Source organism: Turicibacter sp. GALT-G1, assembly GCF_025594995.1.
GTDB classification, from domain to species: Bacteria; Bacillota_I; Bacilli_A; order MOL361; family Turicibacteraceae; genus Turicibacter; species Turicibacter bilis.
Genome location: NZ_JAMQUS010000022.1, coordinates 16,409 through 42,053 on the forward strand (window position 1 = coordinate 16,409; position 25,645 = coordinate 42,053).

24 protein-coding genes are annotated in these 25,645 nt (G+C 34.0%); 5 read left to right on the forward strand and 19 right to left on the reverse strand.

Annotation, left to right across the window (positions count from 1 at the left end; translation table 11 throughout):
- Positions 1-47: 47 nt before the first annotated feature.
- On the reverse strand, positions 48-938 hold the full coding sequence (locus NEH74_RS03950) for a helix-turn-helix domain-containing protein (protein ID WP_055305552.1): 891 nt from the start codon (positions 936-938) through the stop codon (positions 48-50).
- 128 nt (positions 939-1,066) lie between these two features.
- Here NEH74_RS03950 and NEH74_RS03955 point away from each other — a divergent pair, with 128 nt between their 5' ends.
- Entirely contained in the window at positions 1,067-1,360 is a 294-nt protein-coding gene (locus NEH74_RS03955) for a rhodanese-like domain-containing protein (RefSeq protein ID WP_055242293.1), read from the forward strand.
- Between the two features lie 35 nt (positions 1,361-1,395).
- On the opposite strand, the gene NEH74_RS03960 is transcribed toward NEH74_RS03955, so the two are convergent.
- The 3 genes from NEH74_RS03960 to NEH74_RS03970 are packed head-to-tail and all read right to left on the reverse strand — an operon-like array spanning position 1,396 to position 3,767.
- Positions 1,396-2,265 (reverse strand): RluA family pseudouridine synthase, encoded by an 870-nt coding sequence (locus NEH74_RS03960; RefSeq protein WP_055242295.1) that lies wholly within the window; start codon positions 2,263-2,265, stop codon positions 1,396-1,398.
- A gap of 10 nt (positions 2,266-2,275) precedes the next feature.
- Positions 2,276-3,073, reverse strand: coding sequence for an NAD kinase (locus tag NEH74_RS03965; RefSeq protein ID WP_055305551.1), 798 nt, complete (start codon positions 3,071-3,073; stop codon positions 2,276-2,278).
- A gap of 1 nt (position 3,074) precedes the next feature.
- Entirely contained in the window at positions 3,075-3,767 is a 693-nt protein-coding gene (locus tag NEH74_RS03970) for a GTP pyrophosphokinase family protein (protein ID WP_055242299.1), read from the reverse strand.
- 130 nt (positions 3,768-3,897) lie between these two features.
- On the opposite strand from NEH74_RS03970, the gene NEH74_RS03975 reads away from it, so the two are divergent.
- Positions 3,898-4,473, forward strand: coding sequence for a CYTH domain-containing protein (locus tag NEH74_RS03975; protein ID WP_055275918.1), 576 nt, complete (start codon positions 3,898-3,900; stop codon positions 4,471-4,473).
- A gap of 25 nt (positions 4,474-4,498) precedes the next feature.
- Here NEH74_RS03975 and NEH74_RS03980 read toward each other — a convergent pair whose 3' ends face one another.
- The 9 genes from NEH74_RS03980 to NEH74_RS04020 all read right to left on the reverse strand — a co-directional run bounded on the left by NEH74_RS03980 (position 4,499) and on the right by NEH74_RS04020 (position 14,561).
- On the reverse strand, positions 4,499-5,626 hold the full coding sequence (locus NEH74_RS03980) for a competence protein CoiA (protein WP_055242303.1): 1,128 nt from the start codon (positions 5,624-5,626) through the stop codon (positions 4,499-4,501).
- A gap of 45 nt (positions 5,627-5,671) precedes the next feature.
- Positions 5,672-6,484: a DUF4037 domain-containing protein gene (locus NEH74_RS03985; protein WP_055305550.1), complete on the reverse strand. Its 813-nt coding sequence runs from the start codon at positions 6,482-6,484 to the stop codon at positions 5,672-5,674.
- A gap of 243 nt (positions 6,485-6,727) precedes the next feature.
- On the reverse strand, positions 6,728-7,192 hold the full coding sequence (locus NEH74_RS03990) for a Spx/MgsR family RNA polymerase-binding regulatory protein (RefSeq protein ID WP_055242309.1): 465 nt from the start codon (positions 7,190-7,192) through the stop codon (positions 6,728-6,730).
- A gap of 301 nt (positions 7,193-7,493) precedes the next feature.
- Entirely contained in the window at positions 7,494-7,664 is a 171-nt protein-coding gene (locus NEH74_RS03995) for a hypothetical protein (RefSeq protein ID WP_156344112.1), read from the reverse strand.
- Positions 7,665-7,913: 249 nt separating this feature from the next.
- A complete protein-coding gene (locus NEH74_RS04000) occupies positions 7,914-8,849 on the reverse strand; it encodes an ABC transporter ATP-binding protein (protein WP_055242313.1) in 936 nt (311 codons plus the stop codon).
- Entirely contained in the window at positions 8,842-9,891 is a 1,050-nt protein-coding gene (locus tag NEH74_RS04005; protein WP_055275924.1) for an ABC transporter ATP-binding protein, read from the reverse strand. Before NEH74_RS04005 ends, NEH74_RS04000 begins: the two co-directional genes overlap by 8 nt.
- Before the next feature lie 21 nt (positions 9,892-9,912).
- Positions 9,913-11,352 (reverse strand): ABC transporter permease, encoded by a 1,440-nt coding sequence (locus tag NEH74_RS04010; protein WP_055305549.1) that lies wholly within the window; start codon positions 11,350-11,352, stop codon positions 9,913-9,915.
- Positions 11,352-12,311 carry an ABC transporter permease gene (locus NEH74_RS04015; protein ID WP_055305548.1) on the reverse strand — a complete coding sequence of 320 codons (960 nt, stop codon included), beginning with the start codon at positions 12,309-12,311 and terminating at the stop codon, positions 11,352-11,354. Before NEH74_RS04015 ends, NEH74_RS04010 begins: the two co-directional genes overlap by 1 nt.
- A 306-nt stretch (positions 12,312-12,617) precedes the next feature.
- Positions 12,618-14,561, reverse strand: a complete 1,944-nt coding sequence (locus NEH74_RS04020) for a peptide ABC transporter substrate-binding protein (protein WP_055242320.1) — start codon at positions 14,559-14,561, stop codon at positions 12,618-12,620.
- A 301-nt stretch (positions 14,562-14,862) separates the two neighbouring features.
- Between NEH74_RS04020 and NEH74_RS04025 the strand changes: the two genes are divergently transcribed.
- Positions 14,863-15,291 carry a DUF3899 domain-containing protein gene (locus tag NEH74_RS04025; protein ID WP_055242322.1) on the forward strand — a complete coding sequence of 143 codons (429 nt, stop codon included), beginning with the start codon at positions 14,863-14,865 and terminating at the stop codon, positions 15,289-15,291.
- Positions 15,292-15,392: 101 nt separating this feature from the next.
- On the opposite strand, the gene NEH74_RS04030 is transcribed toward NEH74_RS04025, so the two are convergent.
- From NEH74_RS04030 to clpB, 4 genes are all read right to left on the reverse strand, one after another.
- Positions 15,393-17,198 (reverse strand): ABC transporter ATP-binding protein, encoded by a 1,806-nt coding sequence (locus NEH74_RS04030; protein ID WP_055305547.1) that lies wholly within the window; start codon positions 17,196-17,198, stop codon positions 15,393-15,395.
- A 2-nt stretch (positions 17,199-17,200) separates the two neighbouring features.
- Positions 17,201-19,006: an ABC transporter ATP-binding protein gene (locus tag NEH74_RS04035; RefSeq protein ID WP_055305546.1), complete on the reverse strand. Its 1,806-nt coding sequence runs from the start codon at positions 19,004-19,006 to the stop codon at positions 17,201-17,203.
- 658 nt (positions 19,007-19,664) lie between these two features.
- A complete protein-coding gene (locus tag NEH74_RS04040) occupies positions 19,665-20,030 on the reverse strand; it encodes a hypothetical protein (RefSeq protein ID WP_055275934.1) in 366 nt (121 codons plus the stop codon).
- A 262-nt stretch (positions 20,031-20,292) separates the two neighbouring features.
- Positions 20,293-22,881, reverse strand: a complete 2,589-nt coding sequence (gene clpB, locus NEH74_RS04045; RefSeq protein WP_055242331.1) for an ATP-dependent chaperone ClpB — start codon at positions 22,879-22,881, stop codon at positions 20,293-20,295.
- A gap of 217 nt (positions 22,882-23,098) precedes the next feature.
- On the opposite strand from clpB, the gene NEH74_RS04050 reads away from it, so the two are divergent.
- Positions 23,099-23,923 (forward strand): Cof-type HAD-IIB family hydrolase, encoded by an 825-nt coding sequence (locus NEH74_RS04050; protein WP_055305545.1) that lies wholly within the window; start codon positions 23,099-23,101, stop codon positions 23,921-23,923.
- Positions 23,924-24,093: 170 nt separating this feature from the next.
- Here the strand turns inward: NEH74_RS04050 and NEH74_RS04055 are convergent, their stop codons facing one another.
- Both NEH74_RS04055 and NEH74_RS04060 read right to left on the reverse strand, forming a co-directional pair.
- Positions 24,094-24,399: a hypothetical protein gene (locus NEH74_RS04055; protein WP_055305544.1), complete on the reverse strand. Its 306-nt coding sequence runs from the start codon at positions 24,397-24,399 to the stop codon at positions 24,094-24,096.
- A 177-nt stretch (positions 24,400-24,576) separates the two neighbouring features.
- Positions 24,577-24,837, reverse strand: coding sequence for a hypothetical protein (locus tag NEH74_RS04060; protein ID WP_055305543.1), 261 nt, complete (start codon positions 24,835-24,837; stop codon positions 24,577-24,579).
- 468 nt (positions 24,838-25,305) lie between these two features.
- Here NEH74_RS04060 and NEH74_RS04065 point away from each other — a divergent pair, with 468 nt between their 5' ends.
- Entirely contained in the window at positions 25,306-25,608 is a 303-nt protein-coding gene (locus NEH74_RS04065) for a YuzF family protein (protein WP_202966279.1), read from the forward strand.
- Positions 25,609-25,645 lie beyond the last annotated feature (37 nt).

Sequence of the window (25,645 nt, forward strand, 5' to 3'; positions counted from 1 at the left end):
CTTGCACTCATTTTAATCATATAACTTGTGCACCTTGTATATAACGTTTATATATTACTTTTTAATTCGAGGTTTTTTATCAAAATATAGGCTACAATGGCATGTTTAAACTCTTTCACATTAAGTCCCGTTAATTGAATAAATCGTTCTAATTTGTTCATGAACGTATTGCGATGCATGTACAAGGCTTTCGCCCCCATCGATAAATTAAAGTTATTGTCTAAATAACACTTCACCACTTCCACAAGATCATAAGATAATCTTTCAATCTTTTGCGCCAATTGGTTAAATCCATCGTAATCATTAACAGTTAAAATCATATATTGTAATAGAAGTTCTTGTTGTTCCATAATAAGAACTTGACGATTTCGATACTTTTGATAGAGATTAAATTCTTTTAGAAAAGCCTCAGAGATTTGATCATCAATCGAATAATCGACCGTCTTATAAAGATTCGTATAATAATAAAAATCTTCGTTGATTGCTTTTGCAATTTCTTCAAATTCTTCCACGTCATATTCATTTCGTTTGGTAAAATCAAGAATGACACCATATTCACGATCAATAAATAAAACAATGAATTTCTGATTAAAGCTTTTAATTAATTGATCAAATTCAATTTTTGTGTCCGAATCAAAATTATGGTGGAAAAAGATAAATCGCACTTCATCGTATGGATGAACCATCGTCTCTAGTAATTTTGTCTTTCCATATAACAATAACTCTAACCAAAATAACCTTTTTTGTTGATCAAAATCAATAGAGACAATCTCATCAAATAATAAGGATAGCAATTTTTTTTCTGATGTCGGAATGTTTTTCTTTATGCCAATCAAATGATTCCCTTCATCTTTGAACCAGTAATAATCATTTGGATAGTCTGGCATCTCATCAATAATACATTTTTCTTTATAAAGTTCTTTTATTTGTAAAAGCATATAGCATCCCCACTTCTCCCCTCATAGTATATATTAAGTATATCATTTTTTAGATGCTGACAACATAATAGTTTCCGCTGTGTGAACGATAAAAAAACGATTTACGTTAATAACAAAGGAGGTCCGTTATGCCAAGAAGTATTACAATGGCTCAATTGAGTCAAATCATGAGTACGAATCCGGTCATTATTGATATTCGTGATCCTTATCAGTATGCTCAGTTTCATCTTCCAACAGCAGTTAATATCCCCTATCAAACGCTCGTCATGTATCCAGAGCGCTACTTAAATTTGCGAGATACCTATTATTTAATCTGCGCTCATGGGGGTGAAAGTTATCGAGCATGTATGATGCTTGAACCAGCTGGATATAAAGTGATTAGTATCGCAGGTGGCTATACAAATATGCGATACCGCTATTAAACATAAAAAGTGAGTCCTCACGGGACTCACTTCTTTTAGATTGAAAAACGTTTGGGAAGATCTGTTTGAAATTCATACGTTTCTTTTGTAATTGGGTGAATAAAGCTGACATAATAGCTATGCAATAAATGGCCATCTTCTAAAAATAGTGCTTGATCATCATACAGTGTATCTCCAATCAAGGGATGTCCTAAATAATCCATATGGAGACGAATTTGGTGTGTTCGTCCCGTTTCAAGTTCACATTCAATGAGTGTATTTTCACCTTGTGTTTCAATGACACGATAATGCGTGACTGCATGATCTCCATCTTCACGAACCCCACGTTTAACGTTTCCCTCTTGCAATCTAGCAATTGGAGCTTCGACTGTGCCTGAAGTCGTGAGATGACCTTTCACAAGGGTATAATATTTTCGTTTAATTTGCTTCACATCTTTTGTCATTAAATGATGAATATGACGATATTTCGCCACAACTAATAAGCCTGATGTATCCCGATCCAGTCGATTAACAAAATGAATCGTGGATTCAATTTTTTCTTGATTATAATAGTGAACTAGTGCATTGGCTAACGTTTCATATGGATGGCGAATCGATGGAATGGTCGGAATGCCCGCTGGTTTATTCACCACCAATAGGTAATCATCTTCAAAGATAATATCAAGTGGCAACTCATAAGAAGCTAATCCAGCACTTCGTTCTTCTGGCGGAAAAATAATCTTTAGCTCATCGTTTGTTTGTAAGACATAACGAACGGTTTGATGCTCTCCATTCACTTGCAAATCTCCTCCACGATGCTTCGTGGCGACAATCGCTTTTTTAGAAATTTCTTGTTTCTTTAAAAAATTTAAGATCGATGTTCCGTGTTCTTCTGGTTTAATCGTGTAAGTTAAAGTCAAACTCATGTCGGTACTCCTATAAGAAATGTTGCTTGACGCGTCCCCAGAAAAGTCCATCACGACGTTTAATGAAAGCAACGGAACGTTCTGATAGGGTCACTTTAATTTTTTGAATATTTTGATATGATTCATATAAATGGTCACGAGTAATCGTCACATCAGCAAAGTTTTCTGATTGAAGTGTCACGACTTGCTCTTGCGGAATAATTAATGGTGATCCAATTGTACGAAACACATTATTATTAATCGATGCAATCTCGGTCATTTGGAACGCTTTTAAGCTAGGATAAATAATCGCTCCCCCTAATGATTTATTATACGCTGTACTTCCCGTTGGGGTTGACAGACAGACACCGGTTCCACGAAACGATTCAAAAAACAAATCATCAATGGTCACATTTAAATGCTGCGTTCGATAAGCATTTAAAAGCGTCATTTCATTAAACGCATATAATTGATGGCAAACTTCACTTTCCGAAGCTACAGACTCACAAAGGACGATGGACAATAATGGATGATGATTGATGTTTGAATGTTCTTGTTTTAAAAACTCCACAAGCTCATCTAACTCATCAGGTAACCAATCTGTGTAGTAACCTAAGTGACCCGTATGAATCCCAATAAATTTAACCTTCTCAATTTGATTCAGATAATGATGGACCGCATGTAAAACGGTCCCATCTCCACCAATCGTTAAAACAATTTCAGGTTCTTGATCATTTAATTCGATTTGTTCTTGTTGTAATTTTAACATAAGTTGCTCTTTGACTTGTTGAGACTGCTCACGCTCGTTCGCATAGATTGCTACTTTCATGTTAATCTCCTTTATGCTTTTTAATTAAATAATCTTCATTTAACGTCACTAGGCTAGCAGGCGGTTCAACCACTCTAAACTCATCGGATTGACGTTTTTCAAATGTTTTCTGTGCCTCCGCAATTTCATCACGAATCTCTGACATCTGACCATCCAACCAAGCAGCAGCTTCAGCGGCTTGTTTTAATCGGTCTTTAATTCCTTCTGGAATTTGTCCTTCATATTTATAGTTTAATGAATGTTCAATACTCGCCCAAAAGTTCATTGCAAGTGTTCGAATTTGAAATTCAATCATAACTTTTTTCATCCCATCAATCGTTTCTAAATGATAATAAGCATGAATATGATACGATCGATATCCACTTGCACGTTGATGTAAAATGTAATCACGCGTCTCAACAATTTCTAAATCTTGACGTTTTTTTAATAACTCAACCACCATGTAAATATCTTCAACGAACTGACAGTTAATACGAATTCCGGCAATATCATATACTTTATCAATCTCCTGAATTGATAACCCCATACGGTCCAATTTATCCAGTATACTCGAGATCGTTTTAATACGACCATCTACAAATTCAATCGGAGAGTGTAATCCCTTCGTTTTATATTGTTGGCGGATTCCGCGTAAGTTTATTTTTAATTCTTGTAAGGCTAATTCATACGGCTCAAAAAAACTTAACCAATCCATTAAATTCACCTCTATTTCTTCACTTTGATTTAATCTGTTGTCTCTCACTCAACTTATTTTATAAATATTTTCTTCACTCATTGATTATATCATGTCTTTGCGTCATAATTAAATAGAGGTGAGATTGTTTATGTCTACAAATCTGGAAATTGAATTTAAAAACATGTTAGATGAAAATGAATATCATGAATTATTAAATTATTTCTCAATTCATGAAGAGCAAATTTGGACACAAAAAAATGTCTATTTTGATACACTATCTCATGATTTAAAACGCCAACAAGCGGCTCTTCGCGTACGAGTAAAAAATAACACGTATGAATTAACATTAAAAACGAAAGCAGAAGTCGGTCTACTTGAGACAAATCAAATGATTACAAAAGCAGACTACAAAACATTTAAACATGATCATCAACTCGTAAAAGGACCTGTTTACGATGCCTTAGTTGAGTTAGGAATTCATGTAGATGAATTACGCGTCATGACAGATTTAACAACCAAACGTGCTGAAGTTCCTTATGAAAATGGACTTCTTGTCCTAGATAAAAGCTTCTATGGTGAAGTGATTGATTTCGAACTAGAATATGAAGTTAAAGATTATCATGAAGGATTAAAAATCTTTAACGATTTATTAAATAAACATAATATTCCGACGCGTCCCGCTGAAAATAAAATTAAGCGCGCCACAGCCGTCGCTAAAAAATAGGAAAAGCTAGCTTCTAAGGTAGAAGCTAGTTTTTTTGTTGCAACCAAAGTTGACCTAATTGCTCATCCTCTATTAAATAAGGTTCAAGCTGTAAGTATAAATGTGGTTTCTTAATATATTCATAATAGCCAAATTGCTCACGAATCATACCAAACATGGATAATAACTCTAAATATTTTTTCAAACCTAACCATGTGTGCTGTGACTCTTTTAGTCGATAATGAAGTCTTAACTTTTGGCGGATTTCTGATAAAGTAAACACCTCATGTTCTTCATAATTAGACATGATACATAAAACAACATACGCCTGCCAAATAAAGAGTGGCTTCTCGTATGCAACCTCTTCAATCGGCCAGCCAACAACTGATGGTAATAAAGATAAATTAATTAAAAAAGGTGCACACATTCTTAAAAGACCATATTCTTTTCGTTGATAACCTACATATTTTTGACATCGAAATTCTTTCTTAATGGCTAACCATTGACTTAATCGCTTTTGTTTATACGCTTGTGGTGGGAAGAGTAGTTGATCTAACGATAAAAATTTCAGGGGAACAGCTTGAATCGTTCCTTCAACCTCTTTTTGATTTAACCAAACAAGATGATCAAAAAAAGTAAGAGTTTCAGTGAGGACATTAAAATGAATTAATCGATTTCCCTTTTGAAGCCGCATGACTTGATTTAATAAATAAGTGTGTGATCTTTCCTGAATATCACGGATAAAAATCCAAATCACCTGAATTCCTGACTGACGGTAATCTTTATTTCGCTGTTCAAAGAGCTCTGGTGTCATCAGACTTTTTTGAATTTCAAACACATATTTTTGCTCATTCCATTCAAAGTAAATATCTGCAATCCGATTAACAGCTGACAATCGATATTCAAGCTGTACGGAGGTGGCTCCTTGATTAATTAACCACTGTGATAATACGAGCTTGCTTAGCTGATGGGCTTCGCTTTCATGAGTATGACTATCGTAATCACAAGGAGTTATATGGGAAAAATGCGCCCTTCTTTTTGGCCCCTGTTTAAAAATAACAGGAGAGCCGCAATACGGGCACTCATAATTTGAACTAAGTTTTAGTTGTGCAAGTTCCTTTTTTGGAATTTGTGTTAAATCAACGAGTTGGTTATTTTGTTTTGCTGTTAACATATTGATCACCCACTTTAACTTACGCAAAAAAGGGTGAATTTCTTTTTAAAGCAGATATTGTTCATTTAAAAGATGAGTGACTTGATTAATCATAATATCTAAGACGCTTAAAAGTTGTTTATCACAACGTCCCGCATGAATAAACAGAAGTTCAATATGTTCTTTCATAAGGTTAGGTATTAGCGGGCAAGATTCTTCCATGATTTGTATAATTCGCTTTTCAATTGGATAAAATTGTCGATTAATCGCAAATAAGAGATCTAAATAGCTTTTTAAATAGTCATTTAAAAGGCTAGAAATATGAATTCGATCTCGACGTTCAAGGGCTCGTTCGAATGAAATGTAGTATGATTTAGAGTTTGATTTAAGTAAAGGATATTGAATTTGAACAATTTTTTGTCGTAATAGATCAGGATATTGCGAGGTATATTTTTGTTTCAATGTCGATAATTGTTCATGACGATCAAATACAATGTTTGAGTAATGAACAAAATAAGCAATACGCGTTGAATTATAGCGAGTAACACACGCTTCATTCATCACAGTAATAAGTTGTTTTTCAATTTCTTCAATATCTAGATAACATAAATCAAGTTCAATAGGGAAATCCCGAAGTAAACAATGGTCGGTTTGTACTTCTCCTAGACAGTCCAGTTCCATAGACTCTGAAAACTTCATTAAAATTTGATTTCTCGTCTCACTAGGAATAAATTCGGTGTAGTAGATATTTATGTTAATATCGGATAAATCATCTTGATAATTAGAAAATTTAGATCCTGCCATGGCAATAGCCGTCACTTGCTCAATACTTTGGAATTCAGCGATTAAGCGATGTAAAATTTCATTCACATTGATCATCTTGTTCTCTCCTTCCATTTTTCGAATTTTTTATGACATAATAAAAAACAACTATACATAGTACAGATTGCTTAGTTGCTGTTTGTATGTTAAAGATCACTTATTACAATGTATTCATCAAATTTTAAAAATATGTTTGTCTCTTTTTAAAATATTTATCTCTATAACTCTCTGTTTATTGATCGACTGGTATAAAAAAAGAAGTAATCTTTAACCTAGATTACTTCTCTTACTATTAATATATTAGTTTCTTTTACTTGTATTCTCTATAAAATTGTCACTTAACGCACGCTCTAAAGCATTAACATATGAGCAATTACAGTTATCACAATTCTTACAGTAGATGACATTGCGTAATTCACGTGGTAAGAAACAGCGAATCTCTTCGTCATTATATCCAACTTGTAAACGATGTTTATCGACGATAATAGGACGACGTAAAACACTTGGATTTTCAACGATAAAATCAAGTAATTCATTGATTGTCATCTCATCTGCATCTAAGTTATTTTCTTTAAATGCTTTTGAACGGGTTGAGATAATATCTTCAAATCCATTTTCTGTTTTTTCTAAAATCTGTTTAATATCTTCACGTGTAATTTTCGTTACAAATAAGTTTTTTTCAATATATTTAATCCCATATTCATCTAACCATTTTTTCGCTTTACGGCATGATGAACAGCTGGGAGATGTATAAATTTCAACCATCCATATCCCTCCATAACGATAGCCATCATCTATCTTTTATATTGTACACTACCCTTTAATTAGATACAACCTATTAATGATGACTTTCATTTCTAATTTCAACTCGTTTGCTCATAAATTCATCAACTAATTTAAACCTCCAGTTTATAACTATATTTACTTTTTACCTAATTCATTCCTTTAAGATTAAATAAAACAGTGTCTAAACTTGGCTATAAAACTTCTTAATCCAATAAAGTCATCATTTATCCTCTCTGATATTTACTGACTCAATTCTATAAAATAATAAAATTGATTTGTGTTAAAATAATACAAACAATAAATAGCGAATAACAATAAAGGAATGTTTAACGATTGCATCTTGCTTGATACGTAAAGCATCAGCAATCCTGAATTGAACACTTCTAAATGCTGCATCTCCTAATGTAATCGGACAAGCTACCACTCCTAATAAAGTTAAAACAGCTCCCACATTTCCTAACAATCCAGTTGAAATAATTTTAACAACTCCAGATTGTCCACCTGATTCAGTTAAGGCTGTGTTTTAAGAACATGTTGATATTCAACAGGAAAGTCTAAATTTCATCTTATAGTGCGTCGCTTTTTCGATTAAGTTGCTTTCTACTGAAATCAACATTTATCTAAAACTCAACTATCTTTTAAACTAACAGAGTCAAATAAAAAAAGAAGTTGCAACCGAAAATTCGGCTACAACTTCTTTTTATTTACGTGACTGTTTCCAGTTTTCAATTTCTTCTTTTGTTCCTAAAACGAAGTGTCCTGGTGCTACTTCTGTCCAGTCCCCAGCGTAATAATCAATTTGTGATTTGTCATAAACGATACGTTTACGATCACGCTCATAATTTGGATCTGGAAGTGGAATAGCGGATAATAATGAACGAGTATATGGGTGAATTGCATTCGCATAAATATCGTCTGCACTTCCAAGCTCAACTAAGCGTCCTAAATGCATAACTCCAATACGGTCTGAAATGTATTTAACCATTGATAAGTCATGAGCAATGAATAAGTATGTTAATCCAAATTCTTTTTTCAGAGTATTCATTAAGTTAACCACCTGTGCCTGAATTGAAACGTCAAGCGCAGAAATTGGTTCATCGGCAATAATAAACTCCGGATTTGTTATTAACGCACGGGCAATCCCAATACGTTGACGTTGTCCACCAGAAAATTCATGAGGATAACGCCCAGCATGGTCTTTACTTAAACCAACAGCTTCTAAAATTTTATAAACTTTTTCCTCACGGTCTTTTTTATTTTTCGCCAATTTATGAATATCAATTCCTTCAGCAATAATATCAATCACACGCATACGAGGATTTAAACACGCCATTGGATCTTGGAAAATCATCTGAATTTGTTGACAAACTTCTGCTTTTTCTTTTTTCGATAATTTTTTTGCAATGTTTTTCCCTTTGAAGATAACTTCTCCGGCTGTTGGTTGATATAAACGAATGATACTACGTCCAGTTGTTGATTTACCTGATCCTGACTCTCCAACTAATCCAAACGTTTCTCCTTTATAAATCTTAAATGAAATATCATCAATCGCCTTAACCGTTAGTTTATGGTCAATTTTGAAATATTGTTTTAAATTTTTAACTTCTAATAAAACTTCGCGTTCGTTATTACTCATGAGTGTATCCTCCTTTTGCACGAAGACGTAATACTGCAGCAGGTGGGGTTACTTTTGGTGCTTGTTCATGCAATAACCATGTTGCCGCATAATGTGTATCACTGACTTTAAACATTGGTGGTTGTTCTTCAAAATCAATGTTTAAAGCATACTCACTACGAAAAGCAAACGCATCTCCTTTTGGTGGTGTTAAAAGATTAGGAGGGGTTCCAGGAATCGCATAAAGCTGTTCATCACTTGTATCTAAGTCAGGCATTGATGCCAGTAATCCCCATGTATAAGGGTGGCATGAATTATAGAAAACTTCATTGCTCGTTCCGATTTCACAAACACGCCCTGCATACATAACAGCAACGCGATCGGCAACGTTTGCTACAACACCTAAGTCGTGTGTAATAAAGATAACAGCAACATTTGTTTTTTGTTGTAAATCTTTAATTAACTCTAAAATTTGAGCTTGGATTGTGACATCAAGTGCAGTTGTTGGCTCATCACAAATTAATACACGTGGATTACATGCTAAGGCAATAGCAATAACAATACGTTGACGCATTCCACCAGAGAACTGATGAGGATACTGCTTCATACGTTTTGCTGCTTCACTAATTCCAACAAGAGTAATTAATTCTTCTGCTTTAGCTTTTGCTTCTGCTTTTGAACATCCTTGATGTTTCATGATCGGTTCCATAATTTGTTTTCCAATAGTCATTGTTGGATTTAAAGATGTCATTGGATCTTGGAAAACCATCGCGATTTCTTTTCCACGAATCTTATGATATTCATGCTCAGATAATTTCGCTAAATCGATTTCTTCTCCGTTTTCTTTTGTATATGTCATTGAACCGTCAGTAATTCTACCATTTTCAGCTAAAATCCCCATAATCGCTTTTGAAGCAACTGATTTACCTGATCCTGATTCTCCAACGATTGCTAATGTCTCACCCTCGTGTAACGTAAAGCTCACACCTCGAACTGCAGAAACAGGGCCTGCGAATGTATCGAATGTGATATTCAGATTATTAACATCTAATACTTTCTTCATGATTTTCTCACCGTCCCCTTCTTACTTCCCGCGTAAACGTGGATCTAACGCATCACGAAGTCCATTTGCAAATAAATTGATCGCTAACATTAAATACACCATAAAGAATGCTGGCACAAATAATAAGTAAGCATAAAATGTCATTTTACTTGTTCCATCACTTAATAATACCCCTAATGAGGACATTGGAATTGGTAATCCTAAACCGATGAATGATAACATCGCTTCTGTTGCAATAGCAGCTGGAATTGAGAACGTTGCCATAACAACTAATTGCCCAATAATATTTGGGAATAAATGTTTGAAAATAATACGAGTACTACTTGCACCAAGTGTTGTTGATGCCATTACGAATTCTTGATCTTTTAATTTTAAATATTGCGCACGTACGACACGAGCAACTGAAATCCATCCTGTTAAACTCATGGCCATCAGAAGAATAATAAATGATCCTGTGACGTTAGATAATTTAACATGTAAGATATTTTGAATTCCTGAAAGCACTGCATCTTTAGAAGCAATAAAGATAATCAGGATAACCGTTGTTGGAATAGATCCTAAAATTTCCGTAATACGCATCATGACGTTATCAATCGCTGTCCCACCGTAGAATCCAGCAATTGAACCGTATAAAATTCCGAGTGTAAAGTCAACAATTAATGATAAAAGACCAATTAATAATGATACTTGAACTCCTGTCCATAAACGTGTCCATACATCGAATCCTAATTCATCTGTTCCAAAGTAGAAATATAAATGTTCAACATTTTTTAACACGTAGGCATTAACATTTACTTTAATCATCTGAATTCCTTGTGTATCAAACTCCGTTGATTTTAATTCAAATGAGTCTAAGTTACTATATGCCGAATATTTACTCATTAAATCTGTAACTGGTACTGTTTCAGTTGATGATGCTCCGCGTAATTGAATCGTGATCATCAGATTTTCACCTTTTCCAGACCACTCCATAATGTCATAATCATTTGGATGATACTTAATCCCTAAAGCTTCAACAAATTCAGCTTTTGTTAAAGCGGAGTTTAACGTACTTACCTCTTGTGGTAATGAATTTCCGACAAATAAATCAAACGGTGTCATTTTTTTAACACTTGTTCCATTTAAAATACCTAATTTTTCAAGTCCTGGAACGCGTGGTGGTAAATAACTTAAGCGTGATTTTTCAATTTTTGTTCCTGTATCTGGATCAATTAAAACTGGAGTTTGATTATATTTAACCACTTCCCCACTTGAGTGTTTTGGACCAATGACTGGTGCTAAGAATGAACAAACGACTAAAATTAAAATGGCATACATTGAAATAAGTGCCGCTTTATTTTGACGTAAACGACGCCAAGCATCTTGCCAAAAAGTTAAACTTTCTGTTTTAATTTCATCGGATTGACCTTGATGTTTTGCAGCTAATTCAAATTTTGTTGGATCATATTTTTTTGAAATCATTATTTTCCACCTCCAGCTAAACGGATACGAGGATCGATGACACCGTATAATAAGTCAATAATTAAAATAACAATAACATATAAGAAGGCATAGAAGAATGCGATTCCTAACGTTAAGAATTGATCCTTCATCGTAACAGAGTTTAATAGTAAATTACTTAACCCTGGGACTCCAAAGAATTTTTCAACCACTAAACTTCCAGTCATAATTGAAACAACCATCGGTCCAACAACTGTAATAACTGGAATTAATGCATTACGCAGTGCATGATGCACAATAACTTGTGCTTTTGTTAACCCTTTGGCACGAGCTAGTAAAATATAATCTGTATTTAAAACTTCAATTAATTCTGAACGCATGTAACGCATTAATGATGCGATGACTGGTACTGAAAGTGAAATAGCTGGCAAAATCAATGATTTAAATTCATCCCACATCGTTACTCCACGCATTTCCTCAGCTGGTTGATAAATAACTGGTAACCATCCTAATTTTGTACAAATAAAATATTGTAAGAAGGCAGCTAATACGAATGATGGAATCGAAACTCCGAGTACTGATATAATCGTAATCATATGATCTGCCCACGAGTTTCGCTTCATTGCAGCGACAGCTCCTAATGTAATCCCGATTATTATCCCAATCAAAAGAGCTAATGCTCCTGGTTTAATTGTATAAGGGATTCGTGTTAAAACTAAATCCGTAACCTCTTGGTTTTGTAATTTAAACGATGTTCCAAAATCCCCTTGGAATACTCCTTTTAGGTATCGAGCATACTGTACAGGAATCGGATCATTCATCCCATACTTTTCCTCTAAAATAGCAATTTGAGCTTCCGTCTTTTTCTCACCATCAAATGGGCTTCCTGGTAATAACTGAAGCAATAAAAAGTTAACCGTTAAAACTAAAAATAACGTAACCGCCATGTAGCCAAGACGCTTTAAAATGTACTTAAACATCATTAACCTCCCCTTCCGGATTTTCTTTCTCTTTAATTCATGTTTTCTCGTTGTATTGAATAAAAGATAGATTTAAAAAATTAATAATTAAATTGTCATTTTTTAAATCTATTTTTTAGACAATTCTAAGATGTGTGATTTTTTATGATTAGGTTTTATTTAAATGCCATAGTCCTTATTAAAACCTTAATATTCATGACCATAGATAGGTCACTTCTTTCATAAAAAATTTATACTCATCTAAAATATAATTTATGGTAAACAAGCATAAGACCAAGGTAGCCTTATGCTTGTAAAACCTCTTTTTTAGTTTTCTTTAATGTCTACCCATTTGTAGAAGTAGTCAGGTCCAACTGCTTGTGGCCAGTAGTTAATTAAGTTTAATGAACGTAAGCTTACAGTTCCTTTTTGATATAAAGGAATTAAAGCTTGGTCTTGACCTAATAAAATTTCTTCAGCGTTGATTAATGCTTCCCAACGTGCTTCATAATCAGTTGCTAAATCTCCAGATTTTGAATCATTAATTAATTGATCGTAATCAGCATTTGAGTATCCTAAGTTGTTATGTCCTCCACCTGTAACGAACATATCTAAGAATGTCATTGGATCAGCATAGTCTGGTGACCATCCTGAGAATGCTAATTCATAGTTTCCAGCAGATACACGAGCTAATTTTTCTGGGAATGGAACTGGTTGAACAGTTACAGTTAAACCAAACTCACTGAATGCTTCGTTTAAGTCATTCTGGATTGCAGATCCCATCTTGATAGCTGTATCTCCAGTTTGGATTAATAATTCTAGATCAATCGCACCAGTTACACCAGTTTCAGCTACTGCTTCTTGCCATAATTTTTTAGCTTCTTCTACATTATATGTATTAAATCCTGGATAAGTTGAACGGAAATCTTTTCCTTCAAACTTAGTTCCTTCAGGTCCATATACGAAATCTTTTGGTACTAAGTAATCAGCGACTGTTGAACCATTAGCTAATACCTCATCTGTGATGAATGATTTATCAATTGCCATATTGATGGCTTTACGAGCTTTAGCATTTGATAATAATTTCATCTCTGGAGTCATTGCTCCGTTACCTTGGTTAATTTCTAAGTAGAATACCCCGGCATCACCTTCTGCAACCGCATCTGGACGTGATCCGTAAGTTGCTACGTTTTGTCCACTTAATCCAGCTGTCATTACTGTTCCATCTGTATATAAGCTAACTTGAGTATTATTATCGACATCTTCAATAACTGTGAAGTCAACTCCTGATAATGCTACATTTTCAGCATCCCAGTATAATTCATTTTTTGTTAAATAGAAGCTTTTTGAAATCTTCCACTCAGTAAATAAGAATGGACCATTATATAAGAATGTATCAACACTTGTTCCAAATTTATCTTCTGTTACTTCATTAACGAATGCTTCATTAACTGGATAGAATGCAGGGAATGCCATTAATGATAAGAAGTATGGCGTTGGTGTTGCTAATTTTACTTCAAAAGTATAATCGTCAATTGCTTTGAATCCTAATTGATCAATTAATGTTTGCATGTTTGTATTTGCTTCTTCAACTGATGCAAATCCTAATGCTTTAATTGCTTCTTCAGCAGATGCAACAGATGCCTCTAAATCTGCTTTTGCTTCTTCATATTGCTCTTGTGCTGTACCAGTTTCACCATCTTCGTAATCTTCAACTTTTAAAGCAGCTAACTCTTTTGAACTTGTGTTATAAGTAACTAAGTTAGATGCTAGTCCTAATGCATCACTTGCCCCAACAACACCAGCTGTTTCTAACATAAAGTTATATTCAGCACCACTTTGAGGATCAATTAATTTTGTCCAAGAATAAACAAAGTCATGAGCTGTTACTGGTGCAACTTCTGTTCCATCAGCTTTTACCCATTTAGCGTCTTGATTTAAATGGAATGTATATGTTAATCCATCTTCTGAAATATCCCAAGATTCTGCAACACCTGGTTTAATTTCCCCATTTTCTCCAAATAAAACTAAACCTTCTAAGATGTTTCCTAACATTAAGAATGATACGTTGTCTGTTGCTTGCCAAGGTAATAATGATTTAATGTTAGATGTTTGTAATAATTTTAATACTTTATTCGAGTTTGTCTCACTAACACTCGAAGATTGTTGACTTTCTCCACTTGGTTGATTGCCAGCATCATTTGATGAACATGCGACAAGACCAAATGCACAGAAAGCAGCAGCAAAAATGCTTACTAATTTCTTATTCATTATAATGTCCCCCTTATAAAAAACTTTCCATAATTGGAATTTTTTGTATCATTTTATGATACTTGTTACTATTTTATATCCCAGTTTATAGTTTGTAAATCCTAAATTCAGGTTGAAAGCGTTATTTTTTTGTAAAGTTATTTTTTTTCGTTATAAAACGACCAAAAATATCTATAATAAGAGGTTTATCTTATATTAAATAAAAATATTTATTATAAAACTAGTTATTTTTTCATAGCTAAAATTTATTTCCAATGATAATTCTGGTATAATTAGTAAAAAAACCCTAGGTGGTGGCAAAATGTTACAAAAATATCATATCTTTTTAAAATCAACATTATGGATGACAAGCTTATCTTGTTTCTTTCTCCTTTGGCAGGGATTCTCAACTATAAATCTCATCAATACTCTATTTCTAGTCTCACTTTTTTTCTTCTGTGTGTATGGCTTCAAATGGATTATCGATCAAGGAACTTTTTATACCTTTGAATATTCATGGCAAAAAACAAAACGCTATGTTCTATTTTTCTTGCCTAAATACTGGTCAATCAAAGATACAAAAGATAGAAATAACGATTATGATGAAGAAACAGGCGAAAAAATTTATCATACATTCGAAGAATTTTATGAATATAAACAAAGTCAAAAATGGGACGACATCAATCAGCTTTTATGGTCAACGATCATCATTCTTGCCTTTACCTTCATTCTATCATTCCTATATATCTAACAAAAAAGTTCTGAACCTAATCGGTCAGAACTTTTTTCATCTCTTATCTTATAGTATTTAACTTTTTGTTTTAAATCACCGTGACTTATACAAATAACCCTTTATTTAATTTTCTCAAATTGTCCCATGTAAAGTTGATAATAATCACCTTTTTGTGCAATTAGCTCAGCATGAGTTCCTTTTTCAGCAATCTCACCATTTTTAAGTAATAAAATTTGATTAGCATTTACAATCGTTGATAAACGGTGAGCAATAATAAAGCTCGTTCGATCTTTTAACAACACTTGAATTGCATCTTGGATTAATTTCTCCGTCTCAATATCAATCGATGCTGTTGCTTCATCTAAAATTAAAATAGCTGGGTTAGCAATTAAAGCACGAGCAAACGAAATTAATTGTTTTTGCCCCGTTGATAAGCCCGAACCACCTTCTCCAATCACTGTCTCATAGCCATCAGGATAGTGGGTAATAAATTCATGGGCATTCACTAGCTTCGCAGCTTCTATAATTTCTTCATCGGTTGCATCTAGTTTTCCATAACGAATATTCTCTTTAATAGTTCCACTGAATAATTGCGGTGTTTGTAAAACATAACCTAGATGAGAATGGAGCCACTCTTGTGTACGCTCACGATAATCCACACCATCAATTAAAATTTGTCCACTTGTTGGCTCATAAAAACGACAAATTAAATTCACAATGGTACTTTTCCCTGAACCTGTTGGTCCAACAATGGCAATACTATTTCCCGCTTCAATTTTCAAGTTCATGTGTTCCATGACTTTTTCGCCTGTCTTATAATGGAAGCCCACATCGATTAATTCAATGTCTCCTTTAATCGGTTCCCAATTCTCTTTTTTCAAATTTCCAATTTGACCATACTTTTCAATAACATCTGGTCGATCAATAATATCAGATTCTGTATTAATTAATGAGATGACACGTTCAGCTGATGCTTGTGCATCTTGGAAACGTGTTAATAAATTCGCAATCGTGCGAATTGGATCATAAAATAGCGTCGCATATGAAAGGAAAACAACTAAGTCTCCATAAGATAAATCACCATTAAAAACATCCATTCCACCAACATTAATAATTAAAGCAACACCAACACTTCCTAAAGCGACAATGATTGGATAATAAATGGCATTAATAACAGACGCACGTACTGATCCATCACGCATCTCTCTTGTTAAATGACTGAATTCTTCTAAATTATCTTCTTCTGTCACCAACGTTTTTGTCGTGACCGCCCCTGTAATCCCTTCATTGAAAGCTCCTGTAATTTTAGAGTTCATTTTTCGTACGCGACGATATTGCTTTAAAATGCGCGTCTGGAAATAATAGCTTACGACCGCCAGGATGGGTAAAACCGCGATGGTGATTAAGGCAAGCTTCCAGTTCATCATGAACATTGAAATCGTCACAAAGAACATGACCATACTTCCCCAAATCGCATCAGTTAATCCCCATGATAAAATACCACCAATCCGATTCGTATCAGATGTTAAACGCGATAATAGCCATCCAACGGATGACGTATCATAAAAAGAGAATGATAATTCCTGTAATTTTTTAAATCCGTCTTTTCGAATTTGATAACTAATACTTAGTTGTAATCGATCTGAAAGTAAGATAAATGCCCAAACGATAAATCCGAATAAGGCGATAAAGGCTAAATAAATGCCTGCAAACAGTGGGAGTTGTTCAAGGTTTCCTGTTAAAACATATTGATCAATGACTATCCCATTTAACTTCGGATAAATCGTATCTAAAATGGCTAATGTGATGACAGAGACAAAAAGTAAAATAACATCACGTCTCTCACCCTTCATATAAGATAAAACTTGCTTCCATGTTGCAAGGTCGGCTTTGGTGTATTCTACTTCATCAAATTCTTTTGCCATCTTTACACCTCACTTCCTTGGTTAACTAAACTTAAAACTTCAGCCTCTTTTTCATTTTGAATTTCCCAGAATGTCTGGTAAAGACCTCCTTGATGAATCAGTTCATCATGTGTTCCTTGTTGAATGATACGACCCTTATCTAGCACGAGAATTTGATCAGCATCTTTTACCGTACTGACACGGTGAGCAATAATAAAAGTTGTCACATCTTTTGAGCGTTCTTTTAATGCTTTTCGAATCACAATATCTGTTTCAGTATCGACAGCACTTAATGAGTCATCAAAGATTAAAATTGGACATTCATTAATAAGCGCTCGGGCAATTCCAACACGTTGCTTTTGTCCACCGGATAATGTTACACCACGCTCACCGACAATCGTATCATAGCCTTCTTGAAACTCCTCAATGACATGATGGACCGATGCTAACTGAGCGACACTATGAATCTCTTCATCAACCGCATCTTTTTTAGCAATCGCAATATTTTGTTTAATCGTTTTCGAGTATAAAAATAATTCTTGAAGCACAGCTCCAATATGACGGCGTAGCCACTTTTTATCAATGTGTTTTAGTTCCACGCCATCAATTTTAATCGATCCATCTGTATAGTCATGAAGACGCATCAATAAATTCATTAACGTTGTTTTTCCTGAACCCGTACGACCAATAATGGCAATCGTTTGGCCACGTTGCACTTTAAACGTAATATCTTTTAAAATGCGATCATGATCTTCATACTCAAACCCAACATGGTTAAATTCAATGGTTCCCTTAATGTCAGGTTTTTGCAAACCTTCTTCAAATTCGATCGGTTCACTTAATACTTCATTAATACGCTTTGCTGAAATGGTGGTTTTCCCTAAATCAGTTAAAATACGACCTAATTGACGAACAGGCCAAATAATCATCGATTCATAAGAAATGAACGCTTGTAATGTCCCTAGTGTGATTTCCCCGTTTATCGATAAATACGCTCCGTAAATCACGGTAATTGCAATTTGAAATAAACTTAAAAAATCAGAGCTTGACCAGAAGAGTGCGTTTAACTTGGTCATCACATAACTTTTTACACGGTAATCAGAATTACGTTTTTCAAATTGCTCAATTTCAAACTCTTGATTACAGTAGGCACGTACCACACGAACTCCAGTTAAATTTTCTTGAATCATTGTAGACATCCGAGCCTCTGATTCATCTGCCTCTTGAAATGAGCTTTTAACTTTTTTAAAGAAGATAAAACAGAAAGTAAATAAGATAGGTGTCACACACACACTAACTAAGGCAAACTTAACATTTAACGTTAACATAAACGTAAAAATAATCACAAAGATTAAAATTGAATACCCCATCTCAACTAATTGAGACGATAAGAATAAACGAATCGTATCAATATCTGATGTACAACGTTGAATTAAATCCCCAGTTTCGGCACGTTTATGATACATAAAAGATAACTGTTGAATATGATTGTACATTTTATCTTTTAAACTTTTCGCTAAATCTTCTGATGCCTCTGCTGACCATCTGGCCTTTAAAAAATTAAATAAAGCATTAATGATTGTAAATAGAATAATTAAAAATCCACACATCAACAATTGACCTTGGAACGTTGAAACGGATAAAACAATTTTTGAAATAATCGTTTGTTCTCCCTCAGTCGTTTGTTTGATGACCATATCAATCGCGGTTTGGTTAACTAATGGAATTAAGGTTGAGAAAATAATCCCACACGCTGTCGCTACTAATGCGCCCAATACCTTTAAACGTTGTCCTTCAAGCCAACGATAAATACTCTTTAATTCACTCACTTCATTCACCTGACTTTCCTTTGTTGCTAAAAAATATTCCCATTCTTACACCACTAATCCTAATAAAAAAATTAATCTTGTTTTAGCATAAGATTACATGTTCGCACAACTCCCCCTAAAGCGATACATCAAAGTTTATTTTTATGAAATAGTCACCCCGTTAAATTTAAATTGATTTTGATGAGCTAAAATAATCATCATTCTCGCCCCCTTTCATAAAAATTTATCATCAATTACTCATTATACACAGATTTACATTTTTTGAAATATATAACACCTAAATATTTTATAAAATTCGAATAATGACTCACTCCCTTCTAAAGGCATAAAAAAAGTTGTCTCATCGACAACCTTACTTTAATAAAAAATGATATTAAACATCACCTAAATCATAAAAACAATCACCAAACAAACCAGGATTACTTTAATGGATGATAAACAGCTATAGCACGCTGTTAAGAACTCTATCTTTATCTCCATTTTATAATATAAATTTATTTCGCTAGCTTTTATAAAAATCCTCACATATTCTTTTTCACTCTTATCACATTCGGATAATGAAATAATTCCTTCATCTCTTAATGCTTCAATCAAAAAATATATCCAACTAAAAAAGTCTGAATCATACTCCTTGTACCATTCAGACTTTTTCTGTCTCTTATTGTGTTTGGATTTCTTTTAAAAGATTCTCATAGTCTTCATCTGCATTCTCTGATTCTTCTATGATCTCCTCAATTTCTACGACACTTAATTGTTGAAGTTCAACAAGATTGCTAACTTTTTGAACAAGATACCCCATCACCCCTAAACAAATTGTATAAAAAGCATATGGCGTTACATTTGAAAGATAGTAATTAATCACATCTGTTAAATTTTCAGAGATAACAAATCCTTGCTCAACGATTGAAGCGATATAATCATAGCATGTATACACATTATATAAAGCTATTCCACCCATAAGAACAGCTAGAACATAGACTCCAATCGTAACTTTTGAAACACTTTTAAATTTATTTTTCTTCATAACAGCCTCCTATTTTAATTAACTATTTTACTCTTTCCCACCAATCACATAGGAATAGAAAAATCATTTACACAACCTACTAAATGCTTTTTCTGACCAAAGTTCGTCTAATGAAAAACCATGTTAATCTCATCTTAACACCTTTACCTTAAAATTATCTTAAATACTAAACACTATTAAGTTATTTTACATTTCTCTGTCTCTCTTTGTTCCTCACATATAAAAAGCTCATAGAGCTTAAGTCTCTATGAGCCATGATTCATTAATTTTTTTCATATGATAAGACGATATTACCATCAACAGCATCAACAATAACCGTTGTATCCATTTCGATTTCTCCTGCAATTAATGCACGTGCAAGTTTTGTTTCGATTGTACGTTGAATGAATCGTTTTAATGGACGCGCTCCATATACTGAGTCAAATCCCGCTTCAGCTACATAAGCATGAGCTGCATCGGTTAAGCGAACCGTAATACGTTGCTCTGCTAAACGCGCATTTAATCCAGCAATGAATTTATCGACGATTTGATAAATAATAGATTCTGATAATGGATTAAACGTAATAATCTCATCAATACGGTTTAATAACTCTGGTTTGAAATAATCACGTAAAACTTCTAACACCTGTTCCTGAGCTTCTTCAAAGTTAGGGTTTTCAAGTAAAATGTGTGAACCAATATTTGAGGTCATAATGATGATGGTATTTTTAAAGTCTACTGTACGACCTTGTGAATCTGTAATACGTCCATCATCTAAAATTTGTAATAAAATATTGAATACGTCTGGATGAGCTTTTTCAATTTCATCTAATAACACGATTGAGTATGGTTTACGACGGATGGCTTCTGTTAACTGTCCACCTTCTTCATATCCCACATAACCTGGAGGCGCTCCAACTAAACGAGAGACCGCATGTTTCTCCATATACTCACTCATATCAATACGAACAATATGTTCTTCACTATCGAATAAGAATTCCGCCAATGCTTTAGCAATTTCGGTTTTACCAACCCCAGTTGGCCCTAAGAATAAGAATGAACCGATTGGACGATGTGGATCTTTAATTCCAGCACGTGCACGAATAATGGCATCACCGACTAAATCAATGGCATCATCTTGTCCCATAACACGACGTTTTAATTCTTCTTTTAAATTTAATAATTTTTCACGTTCACCTTGAACGAGTTTCGCAATTGGAATCCCTGTCCAACGCGAAATAATTTCAGCAATTTCTTCTTCTGTGACATTTTCACGAAGTAATCGATTTTCTTTCCCTGCTTCATCGTGTTGCATCGCTTCAACTTCAGCAATTTGTTTTTCTAAGCTTGGGATTTTTCCATATTGTAATTCGGCTGCTTTTTCATATTCGCCACGTGCTTGGGCATCTTCTAATGCACGACGTGCCCCTTCTAATTCTTTTTTTAGATCCGCCACACCATGAATCGCTTGTTTTTCTTTTTCCCACTGTAATTTTAAAACATTTAATTCATCTTTTAAGTTCGCTAATTCTTTTTGTAACGCCTCTAGACGTTGTTTACTATTCTCATCTTTTTCTTTTTTAAGAGCCGCCTCTTCAATCTCAAGCTGAGTCACACGACGACTAATGCGATCCACCTCTTCTGGTAACGAGTCGATTTCAGTACGAATCGTTGCGCACGCTTCATCAATTAAATCGATGGCTTTATCTGGTAAAAAACGATCTGTAATATATCGATCAGATAATGTCGCAGCTGCTACAATTGCACGGTCTGAAATACTAACACGATGGTGTACTTCAAAGCGATCTTTCAATCCACGTAAGATTGAAACGGTATCTTCGACTGTTGGTTCATTAACTTGAACTTTTTGGAAACGTCGCTCTAAGGCAGGATCTTTTTCAATGTACTCACGATATTCTTTTAATGTTGTAGCACCAATGCAGTGTAATTCACCACGAGCTAATAATGGTTTTAATAAGTTCCCTGCATCCATTGCACCATCTGTACGTCCTGCTCCAACGATGGTATGAATTTCGTCAATGAATAAAATAATACGTCCATCACTATTTTTAACTTCATTCAATACCGCTTTTAAACGCTCTTCAAACTCACCACGATATTTAGCACCGGCAACTAAAGCGGCTAAGTCTAATTCAAAAATCACTTTATCTTTTAAACTTTCAGGCACATCTTGTCGAACAATACGCCAAGCTAACCCTTCAACGATAGCAGTTTTACCAACCCCAGGCTCACCAATTAACACCGGGTTATTTTTTGTTTTACGAGATAAAATACGAATCGCACGACGAATCTCTTCATCGCGACCAATAACCGGATCAATTTTTCCTGATTTTACATCTTCTACTAAGTCACGTCCGTATTTTTCTAAGACTTCATAAGTTGCTTCTGGGTTTTGTGTCATCACGCGTGAATTCCCCCTTATCTGTGAAATAATTTCTTTTAAGTGCTTTTCATTAATCTGATGTTTTTTTATTAATTGCTTCATTTGATAATCTTTTGATTCAAGCATCGCAAGCAAGACGTGCTCCACTGATAAATAATCATCTTTCCAAGCTCGAGCATAATCATCTGCTTTTAATAAAGCACGATTTAAATCTGCTGAAACGTATGGATCACCTGTTGCTCCAGTAACAGCTGGCTTTTTATCTAAAATTTGTTTTAATTCTTGTAATATCTCTTGAATCGGATAGCCTGCCTTTGTAAAAACACGAGCGGCTAATCCGTCATGGTCTTGTAATAAGGACATTAATAAATGCGGGGTATCAATCTCTTGGTGATGTAATGAAGTTGCAAGAGACTGTGCATTTACTAAGCCCTGTTGTAGCTTTTCAGTCATTTTATTAATATTCATGATTCTCACTCCATTTCTTCATCATCTATGATGATACTATCATTATACTCTTGTTTTAGCACTCAGTCAATAAGAGTGCTAATAATTCCAGAATGTAAGTGTTTATTATTTTGTAAATAGCCAAGACTAATCACGTTGCACAAATTTACCACATCTTGTATAAGTTCATTTAACTTGTTCGCTATCTGTGTTATCATATTTATCCGGAGGTGTTTTAATGGAAACAAAGAAACTAATCGTAACAGACTTAGATGGAACTGCATTACAAAATTGGGAAACACTTGACCCAAATACAAAAGAAGCTTTAATCGCTGCAAAAGAAGCAGGACATATCGTTGTGATTGCAACAGGCCGCCCAGCACGTGCATCGTTACACTTCTACAAAGAGTTAGGTCTTGATACACCTATTATTAACTTTAATGGAGCTTATATACATCATCCAGAAGACGAAACCTTTGAGGATATTGTGGCTCAAATCCCAACAGAGGTTGTTTTAACTTTATTCGATTCAGAATTAAAAGATTATATCGTCAATGCCTTTTGTGAATACAAAGATCACTTATATGTCTTACATCAAGGAGATACTATTCGTGATTGGTTCCATATTGAAACATGTACATCAGTGAAATACGGACCATTTAAAGAAACATTAGACGAACATCCAAACGGATTCTTATTAGAAGCTAAAGAGGGATACCCAGAAAAAGTCATGAGTTTCTTACGTGAAAACTACGGTGACATCGTGACATGCCGCAAATGGGATGGCGATAATGTCAACATTATCGAAGTGTTTAAATCAAATACAAATAAAGCAACAGCGATTGAAAAATTGGCCAAATATTTCAACATTGAACAAAAAGATATTATCGCTTTCGGTGACGGAGATAATGATATCGAAATGTTAACCTATGCTGGAGTCGGTGTCGCCATGGACAATGCCATCGATAAACTAAAAGCAGTAGCGAACACCACAACAAAATCAAACAAAGAAAGCGGCGTTGCTCACTACATCCACGAATACATCTTAACACCTAAAAAATAAATATTTTAAAAGGTCATCAGTTGCAATTAGCTGATGACCTTTTAATTTGGGACTGTTAAATTTTTAACAAAGCGTCTCATTGTACGTCTATTTTTTATAATAATCACTTGTTTTTCTACTCCAAACTGATCTAATTTCTTCAGAACCCATGGACGTTTTACACGTTGATATTAGGAAGCTTTTTTAACCCTTTTAAAATTAAAATGCAGTATAGCATCTAAAATATTTTTCCATAACGGAAAATCTACAAAGACAACTCCATTGGCCTCATCCCCCATTAAAGTTAGTGCCCGATTATAGGTTGTTCTAACTACCCATTCATTATTATTTAATAGAGCCTCTATTGCTTGCTCACGATTGTCATGCTCAATAATTTCATTGCCATTTATTATTTCTAATCCTGTCTTTTGATGCATCCAATTAGTTAATCGGTACATTTTTGTCGAATTTTCCCCTAAAACAATCCACCTTTTCATTCATAAATCCCCCTTTTGTTCATCTTAACACTTTTCCATCACAATATATGTTGAAATATTGTACAATATTCTAAAAAATTCAAAAAGACTTACTTTACTTCATTTATATTCAAATAAAAAGGAATTTATACAAAAAACTCATGGTTTAAACCATGAGTTTTCATGTATATTTAATAATTATTTAACAACGATGTTGACTAATTTTACTGGAACGGCGATTGTTTTTACAATTTCTTTTCCAGAAATGAAGTTTTGAACGTTTTCATGTGCCATTGCTATTTCTAACATGTCTTCTTTTGAGCTGCCTGCACGCACATCGATACGAGCACGTAACTTACCGTTAACTTTTGCGATGATTGTAATGGTATCCGATACTAATTTTGCTTCATCGTATGTTGGCCATGCTTCATAAGAAACAGTTCCTTCATGTCCAAGCACTGATCAAATTTCTTCTGTCATATGAGGAGCGATTGGATTTAATAATTTAACGAACGCTTCTGCATATTCACATGGAATACTTGTGACTTTATATGATTCATTGATGAAGATCATCATTTTCTATCAATCTTAAACTTATTTATCTCTCATTTATTTTTTCTTCTAAAAAATAAATTCTTCTCGATATATACTATCTCTTAAGTAACCTATCCTTTTAATCTTAATTTTCGATATAATTTAGTTTAAATTTTATCTCATTAGATATACCCGCACCCTTTTATACATCTTTCAATAATAATTTACTTTTTAAATTTACATACATTTTATTACCACGCTAGCCCCCTCAGAGCAGGTGATTTTCGTTTATACACAAAGCATTCTCAAAAAACTGAGAATGCTTTTTAAATGAACACTTATGACAAACAAAAATATATTATCCTGTAATGAGTTTTAACTGAGGTGATAGGGATGTATTATTATTCATCTAATTATGAATATCCATATAGACAAAATGCTACAACTACTATACAAGCAAAAACGCCATCATTGATGACAAGTTTAGGAGAAGTTGAGTTAGAAGGTTACTATGACTTATTTGTTTATGAAACGTTACTTTCTGTTATCGGAGCAACTTTAAAAGTTCAAATGAGTACAGGAAGTATTGAAGGAAAACTCATTGGCGCTAAACCTGATCATGTAATTTTGGAAAGTAACGGAAATACATTTTTTATCCGTATCAAAGAGATTGTTTGGATTATGCCTGCTAAATAATTTCTAACGCTTATTTATTTGGTTCTATAATATTTGG

Coding starts and splice junctions, on each gene's coding strand:
- NEH74_RS03950 (WP_055305552.1), bottom strand. CDS start 938: ATGCTTTTACAAATAAAAGAACTTTATAAAGAAAAATGTATTATTGAT.
- NEH74_RS03955 (WP_055242293.1), top strand. CDS start 1,067: ATGCCAAGAAGTATTACAATGGCTCAATTGAGTCAAATCATGAGTACG.
- NEH74_RS03960 (WP_055242295.1), bottom strand. CDS start 2,265: ATGAGTTTGACTTTAACTTACACGATTAAACCAGAAGAACACGGAACA.
- NEH74_RS03965 (WP_055305551.1), bottom strand. CDS start 3,073: ATGAAAGTAGCAATCTATGCGAACGAGCGTGAGCAGTCTCAACAAGTC.
- NEH74_RS03970 (WP_055242299.1), bottom strand. CDS start 3,767: ATGGATTGGTTAAGTTTTTTTGAGCCGTATGAATTAGCCTTACAAGAA.
- NEH74_RS03975 (WP_055275918.1), top strand. CDS start 3,898: ATGTCTACAAATCTGGAAATTGAATTTAAAAACATGTTAGATGAAAAT.
- NEH74_RS03980 (WP_055242303.1), bottom strand. CDS start 5,626: ATGTTAACAGCAAAACAAAATAACCAACTCGTTGATTTAACACAAATT.
- NEH74_RS03985 (WP_055305550.1), bottom strand. CDS start 6,484: ATGATCAATGTGAATGAAATTTTACATCGCTTAATCGCTGAATTCCAA.
- NEH74_RS03990 (WP_055242309.1), bottom strand. CDS start 7,192: ATGGTTGAAATTTATACATCTCCCAGCTGTTCATCATGCCGTAAAGCG.
- NEH74_RS04000 (WP_055242313.1), bottom strand. CDS start 8,849: ATGAGTAATAACGAACGCGAAGTTTTATTAGAAGTTAAAAATTTAAAA.
- NEH74_RS04005 (WP_055275924.1), bottom strand. CDS start 9,891: ATGAAGAAAGTATTAGATGTTAATAATCTGAATATCACATTCGATACA.
- NEH74_RS04010 (WP_055305549.1), bottom strand. CDS start 11,352: ATGATTTCAAAAAAATATGATCCAACAAAATTTGAATTAGCTGCAAAA.
- NEH74_RS04015 (WP_055305548.1), bottom strand. CDS start 12,311: ATGTTTAAGTACATTTTAAAGCGTCTTGGCTACATGGCGGTTACGTTA.
- NEH74_RS04020 (WP_055242320.1), bottom strand. CDS start 14,561: ATGAATAAGAAATTAGTAAGCATTTTTGCTGCTGCTTTCTGTGCATTT.
- NEH74_RS04025 (WP_055242322.1), top strand. CDS start 14,863: ATGTTACAAAAATATCATATCTTTTTAAAATCAACATTATGGATGACA.
- NEH74_RS04030 (WP_055305547.1), bottom strand. CDS start 17,198: ATGGCAAAAGAATTTGATGAAGTAGAATACACCAAAGCCGACCTTGCA.
- NEH74_RS04040 (WP_055275934.1), bottom strand. CDS start 20,030: ATGAAGAAAAATAAATTTAAAAGTGTTTCAAAAGTTACGATTGGAGTC.
- clpB (WP_055242331.1), bottom strand. CDS start 22,881: ATGAATATTAATAAAATGACTGAAAAGCTACAACAGGGCTTAGTAAAT.
- NEH74_RS04050 (WP_055305545.1), top strand. CDS start 23,099: ATGGAAACAAAGAAACTAATCGTAACAGACTTAGATGGAACTGCATTA.
- NEH74_RS04055 (WP_055305544.1), bottom strand. CDS start 24,399: ATGAAAAGGTGGATTGTTTTAGGGGAAAATTCGACAAAAATGTACCGA.
- NEH74_RS04065 (WP_202966279.1), top strand. CDS start 25,306: ATGTATTATTATTCATCTAATTATGAATATCCATATAGACAAAATGCT.